Consider the following 5,261-nt stretch of genomic DNA (forward strand, 5'->3'; position numbering starts at 1 on the left):
ATTCGCGAGCGCAACGGCTGAGCGGCTCGTCGTAAGATCGCAGCCGATCGTGATCATCGACTCCACGCCGGCATCCCGTGCGCGGGAGATCATCGCTTCGCGGTCCGATTCGTAACGCGCATCGTCGAGATGGGTATGCGTGTCGATCAGCATCGGGCGCATCCTACCATGGTTGGTGAGGTCGTGACGACTGCCGCCCCTCGCCCGCTTGACAAGTTTTTGGAATGAGTGTTAAATGCAAATCACTTGCAACACCGCGAGAATGAGATGGCAGATTCAATCGTTGACAGTCTGAAGGCCGGCGGGAAAAAGCTTACGAAGCCCAGGCAGGCGATTCTGGCCATCCTGGAATCGAACGCATTACCAGTCACTGCCGCTGAGGTGCATGCCCGATTGAAGAAGGCCCACGCGCACATGGATCTTGCCACCGTCTACCGGAACCTGACCATGCTCCAGGAATTGGGCCTCGTCGATCCAGTGGGATTGCGCGAGGGGCAGATGCGGTATGAGGTGCGGCATGGGCGGGAACACCATCATCACATTCAGTGTCGCGGGTGTGGTCGGATCGTCGATCTCATGCTGTGCCCGATCAAGAAACTCACGGAACTTGTCGAAGCCCAAACCAAGTTTGCGGTAGAAGGCCATTCCCTGGAATTTTTCGGTTGGTGTCCGCAATGTCGATGAACGCTCTTGCAACGGCCGGGAAACGGTGGGCGCTTGTCGCTCTGTATGCCCTGCTGCTGTTCTCTCTCCAGCCGCTCCTACTCGATCATACGTTTGCGGCAGGCACCTCGCATGAACATTCAGACCAGGATGCCTGTGCCTGGCTGGACCATGCGGCGAGCGCCGGCCTGCACTCCAGCGCCCCTCCTCTGTCGCTGGTGCAGATCATCACGTCCGTCTCTTCCGTCTTGACGGCTCCGCACCGTTCCACTGTGCGCTCTCACGTCTCCGTCCGCGGTCCTCCCATCCTTCTCTAACACTCGTCTCGTTGTGCTGATGGTCCCCCTCACGCGTCTTGTGCAGGGGAAGACCGGGCAGCTGCCTGCTCGCGCCTCCTGTGGGGCAGGAGCTCAAGGGGTTGAGTTGTTCTTGGCCCGGAAGAACGGCGCTCGGTCTTCTCCTGCAGAAGGTGTGCATGGTGTGCGCGCTCTGTTGAGGGTTTTTATTCGCTGGAGGTGAGCATGGCTACCGACTTGATGACGCCCGTTCCCGTGACGGTTCTGACGGGATTTCTTGGGGCAGGAAAGACGACCTTGCTGAATCGAATTTTGACGACCGAGCACGGCAAGCGTGTGGCGGTCATCGTGAATGAGTTCGGTGAAGTGGGGATCGACAATCAACTTGTCATCGGCGCTGACGAAGAAATCTTTGAGATGAACAACGGTTGTATCTGCTGCACGGTGCGGGGTGATTTGATCCGCATCATCGGCAATCTCCTCAAGCGAAAAGACCGGTTCGATTACATGGTGATCGAGACGACAGGGTTGGCCGATCCTGCGCCGGTGGCCCAGACGTTCTTTGTGGACGATGAGATGAAACGGCGGTTGTCGCTCGACGGAATCGTCACCGTCGTCGACTCCAAACATATTTGGGATCACCTCGACACGAGTCCGGAAGCCAAGGAGCAGGTCGCTTTTGCCGATGTGATCCTGCTCAACAAGATCGATCTGGTGCCGTCGGCCGAGGTCGACCGGCTCGAGGCTCGACTCAAGGCGATCAACGTCATGGCAACGATTCATCGGACGAGGGATGCGCAGGTGGAGATCAACCGGTTGTTGAACATCGGCGCGTTCGATCTGAGCCGGAAGCTGAAGATCGATCCGAATTTTCTTGGCGAAGACGCTCATGAACATGATCCGAGCGTCTTCTCTGTGGCGCTGGTCGAAGAAGGGGCGGTTGATGAGGCCAGAGTCAACGACTGGTTCCGCGAGGTGCTCTCCACGATGGGGACGAAGATCTACCGGATGAAGGGGATTCTGAACGTGGAAGGACGAGACCAGCGGTTCGTGTTTCAGGGGGTCCACATGTTGTTCGACGGCAAGGCGGACCGAGCCTGGAAGAAGGGGGAAGCCCGCAGCAACCAACTGGTGTTTATCGGGAAAGACCTCGATCGCGCGGCGTTGATGAAAGGATTTCGGTCATGCCTCGTCTAGCCAAGTCGAAGGCGGTCATCACGTTGGGCTCGGTGGGGTATGCCAGGCTTGGTGATTACATCAATCGCGTGGCCTTCTCTGCGGATGGCACCGGGCTGGCGGCTTGTTCCGCATCGGGACAAGTCTCGATCTGGCAGGTGCCTACGTGGCAATCGATCGGCGATCTCAGAGGCCATGACCGATCGGCTCTCACGCTCGCCTGGCATCCGAGCCGGAGCGAGTTGGCAACGGGTGGGCAGGATGGCGTCGTCCGGCTCTGGGGCCTCGATGCAAGCGCGGAGAGAGCTGTGCTTCCCGTGGGAGAGCAGGGTTCGTGGGTCGAACATCTGGCCTGGTCTCCGGACGGGCGCTTTCTGGCGGCATCGGCAGGGAAGAGCCTCCGGATCTGGAGTGTGGATGCGGCGAGTAGCTCGCAGCTGGTTGCAGATGTACCGGCGCACAAAACGACTGTGTCGGCGCTGTCCTGGATGCCGAATGGGGGCGGTGTCATTTCCTCCTGCTATGGAGGTGCGTGGCTCTGGAAGGTGGGAACGGACAAACCGGTGCGGCCGTTCCCGTACGACGGCGCGCTACTGTCCATCGCGGTCAATCCGTCCGGGGAGTATCTGGCTTCGGGAAATCTCGACGGCTCAGTGCATTTGTTTCGCACGGACAGCGAGCAGAATTGGCACATGTCCGGTTATCCGATGAAGGTGACCTCGGTCAGGTTCGACCATAACGGGCTCAATCTGTTCACGGCCTCCGGTCCCGCTCTCGTCTCCTGGAACATGAAAAAATTCGAAGGCACCGGCGGGCGCCTGTTCAAAGGACACCTGGGATGGATTCAGGAGATCGCCTGTCATCCCAACCTGTCGCTCGTCGCGACGGTTGGCGAGGACGGCCTCTTATGTATCTGGGAGCCGCAGACCACCAAGCCGATTCTCAGCCAGGAAGTGAACAAGTCGGGCGGGCTGTCCACGGTCGCCTGGAGTCCTCACGGCACATGGCTGGCGACCGGCACGAATGACGGCGTGGTGTCGCTGTTCTCCGTAGAAGGCATCGGAGAACGGTCATGAACCTGTTCGGAGGGCGTCGTACTATCGCTCCGGATCAGGCAGAGCGCATCAAGGCCTGGGCTCGCAGGCTGTGGGCACTGCCCGACGAGACCACCGTGATGGTCACGGAATTGGAGTGCCGTGAGCCGGGATGCCCGCCGATCGAAACCGTCCTCGCGGTGCTCGAAGGGCCGGGAAGGACGACACAATACAAAATCCACAAAGCGGCCGACGAGGTGTCTCAAGCGGATGTCGAGGCGTTGGCGGCCGGAGAGGAGCCGCATCATGCCCACTAAGGCCACGCGAGCCAGAGCCTCAGCTTCTCCGGTCTATGTGATCGCCGGTTTTCTCGGTAGCGGGAAAACGACACTGCTGAAACGGGCGCTGGCTCATGAATTGGAGCGTGGCGTGAAACCGGCCGTGCTGATGAACGAGTTCGGTGAAGTCGATGTGGACGGGGCCGTCCTGCACGCACATCCCCGATCCAACGAGATCGAGCTAGAGTCACTGCTGAGCGGCTGTCTTTGCTGTGATCTGTCGGGGGCGTTCACCGAGAAAGTCGGCCATCTCTTGAAAAAAACGCAGGGCGCTCCGCTGTTCGTCGAGACGACCGGCTTAGCGGACATGGGCCAGGTGGTGGCCGGCGTTGAGCAGGCCTTGGCTGGGTATTCGGATACGGCCAGACTGGCTTCGGTGATCGTGATGGTCGACGCGCCGCGATTCCTGAAGCTCGGCGCGTACTGGCCAGCAGCGAACGATCATCTGAAACGAGCCGATGTGGTGGTCCTGAATAAGCTCGATCAGATCGACGACCGGCAGGCCGTACTCGTGGAAGGACGGGTCAGATCGACCAATCCCGCAGCGCGCATTGTCAGGGCGGTCCATGCGGATGTCCCGATCAATCGACTGTTCGAGGTTCCGGCAGAGAGGCGCAGGGCGAAGCTGGTCACCGGTCCGTTCAAGGATTCTACCGCGGGGTACCGGAGCGGCAGCTTCAAAATCCTGCGGCCGTTCGAGCCGGATCGGTTGGAGCGCTGGTTGAGGCGATATCAGCGCTCTGTGGTACGGCTGAAGGGATACGCCAGAGTTCAGGGGTGTCAGGGGATGCAGGAAGTGCAGTGGGTGATGGGATCGTTATCGATCGCGCCGTACCGGGGTGTGAAGCAGTCGCAGACGAAGATTGTGGTGATCGGCCGGCGGGTGGCGTGGCAGCGGTTTCTGGAGGGGCTGGAGCGTTGTCTCGTGTGGCCGAGGCGGCGGGTGGTGCGTCGTCGTCCGGCCGGAAAGAGGGTGTCGCAATGAGGGAGGGACGGTCATGACGCCGCTAGAGAGCAAGAGACAAACCTTGGTCGATGATCCTGCTGCCCGCTTGCTGGTGAAAGATGCGCACAGCCGTATGTACAAATGGCCTGCCTCCTTTGCCGGCTATCGCGCGAACGTGACGCTGAACGAGGATGGGCGGATCTGGATCGGGAGCGTCCGGCTCCTGCCCAGGAAAGACACCACCGTCGAGTTGGCCGGTGCCGACCCGTCGCTGCAAGAGTGGGTACGTGAGCGGTTGTGGACCCAGGGGATGCACCTGGCCTCTGCCTCCTTCGAGGAAGGCGACGGGAAATATGTGCTGGCCTTTGATCCGGACGAAGATCCTGCCCTACCGCATCCGCGGGGGCGGCGCGTGTTGCTCACCGGCGGGCGACTCGAGTCGTGGTATCGAATCAAGGATCATCTGTATACCCAGATCGGTCGTCTCACCCCATTGGCCGAACGTCGCGTGAACACGATCGAACGATACGACCGGGCTCCGGATGGCCGGCAGTATTCTTCACACTACGTCATGACGTATTTCACGCTGGATGGGCAATCGGTCGTGGGGATGGAGAGTTACGTCAACGAGTATCTGGAGGTGAGCGGCATCTGGTTGCCGTTGCGCCGGTGCGTGTCGTTCGGGGAAAGCGGGGCGGTCAAGACACGGGTGATCGAACTCTCACAGCATGAGGTGTGGTGATGGATGACAGTCAGATAGACGGGGCTCGCCTGATACCCGAGCGGCCGGAGTTGCGGGCAGGGGAAT

Annotated in this window: 8 protein-coding genes; 7 read left to right on the top strand and 1 reads right to left on the bottom strand. The window is 60.3% G+C overall.

What is annotated here, in order from left to right:
• Window positions 1-162, bottom strand: a 162-nt coding sequence (locus KF784_19475) for a TatD family hydrolase (protein MBX3121246.1), incomplete at its 3' end; no start/stop codon positions are given.
• A 105-nt stretch (window positions 163-267) separates the two neighbouring features.
• On the opposite strand from KF784_19475, the gene KF784_19480 reads away from it, so the two are divergent.
• The 7 genes from KF784_19480 to KF784_19510 all read left to right on the top strand — a co-directional run bounded on the left by KF784_19480 (window position 268) and on the right by KF784_19510 (window position 5,195).
• Window positions 268-684 (top strand): transcriptional repressor, encoded by a 417-nt coding sequence (locus KF784_19480; GenBank protein ID MBX3121247.1) that lies wholly within the window; start codon window positions 268-270, stop codon window positions 682-684.
• Window positions 675-980: a hypothetical protein gene (locus KF784_19485; protein MBX3121248.1), complete on the top strand. Its 306-nt coding sequence runs from the start codon at window positions 675-677 to the stop codon at window positions 978-980. Before KF784_19480 ends, KF784_19485 begins: the two co-directional genes overlap by 10 nt.
• A gap of 204 nt (window positions 981-1,184) precedes the next feature.
• Complete coding sequence (locus KF784_19490; protein MBX3121249.1) at window positions 1,185-2,156, top strand: GTP-binding protein; 972 nt, start codon at window positions 1,185-1,187, stop codon at window positions 2,154-2,156.
• On the top strand, window positions 2,144-3,211 hold the full coding sequence (locus tag KF784_19495; GenBank protein ID MBX3121250.1) for a hypothetical protein: 1,068 nt from the start codon (window positions 2,144-2,146) through the stop codon (window positions 3,209-3,211). The genes KF784_19490 and KF784_19495 overlap by 13 nt, the downstream gene beginning before the upstream one ends.
• The gene (locus tag KF784_19500) at window positions 3,208-3,486 is read left to right on the top strand and encodes a hypothetical protein (GenBank protein ID MBX3121251.1); all 279 of its coding nucleotides are present in this window, start codon (window positions 3,208-3,210) and stop codon (window positions 3,484-3,486) included. The genes KF784_19495 and KF784_19500 overlap by 4 nt, the downstream gene beginning before the upstream one ends.
• A complete protein-coding gene (locus tag KF784_19505) occupies window positions 3,476-4,492 on the top strand; it encodes a GTP-binding protein (GenBank protein ID MBX3121252.1) in 1,017 nt (338 codons plus the stop codon). The genes KF784_19500 and KF784_19505 overlap by 11 nt, the downstream gene beginning before the upstream one ends.
• 13 nt (window positions 4,493-4,505) lie before the next feature.
• Window positions 4,506-5,195, top strand: a complete 690-nt coding sequence (locus KF784_19510) for a DUF3386 family protein (protein MBX3121253.1) — start codon at window positions 4,506-4,508, stop codon at window positions 5,193-5,195.
• Window positions 5,196-5,261 lie beyond the last annotated feature (66 nt).

Source organism: Fimbriimonadaceae bacterium, assembly GCA_019638775.1.
Taxonomy (GTDB): domain Bacteria; phylum Armatimonadota; class Fimbriimonadia; order Fimbriimonadales; family Fimbriimonadaceae; genus JAHBTD01.

What these genes read in the sequence shown, in the direction of transcription:
- KF784_19480 (MBX3121247.1), top strand. Translation starts at nt 268, where the DNA reads ATGGCAGATTCAATCGTTGACAGTCTGAAGGCCGGCGGGAAAAAGCTT.
- KF784_19485 (MBX3121248.1), top strand. Translation starts at nt 675, where the DNA reads ATGTCGATGAACGCTCTTGCAACGGCCGGGAAACGGTGGGCGCTTGTC.
- KF784_19490 (MBX3121249.1), top strand. Translation starts at nt 1,185, where the DNA reads ATGGCTACCGACTTGATGACGCCCGTTCCCGTGACGGTTCTGACGGGA.
- KF784_19495 (MBX3121250.1), top strand. Translation starts at nt 2,144, where the DNA reads ATGCCTCGTCTAGCCAAGTCGAAGGCGGTCATCACGTTGGGCTCGGTG.
- KF784_19500 (MBX3121251.1), top strand. Translation starts at nt 3,208, where the DNA reads ATGAACCTGTTCGGAGGGCGTCGTACTATCGCTCCGGATCAGGCAGAG.
- KF784_19505 (MBX3121252.1), top strand. Translation starts at nt 3,476, where the DNA reads ATGCCCACTAAGGCCACGCGAGCCAGAGCCTCAGCTTCTCCGGTCTAT.
- KF784_19510 (MBX3121253.1), top strand. Translation starts at nt 4,506, where the DNA reads ATGACGCCGCTAGAGAGCAAGAGACAAACCTTGGTCGATGATCCTGCT.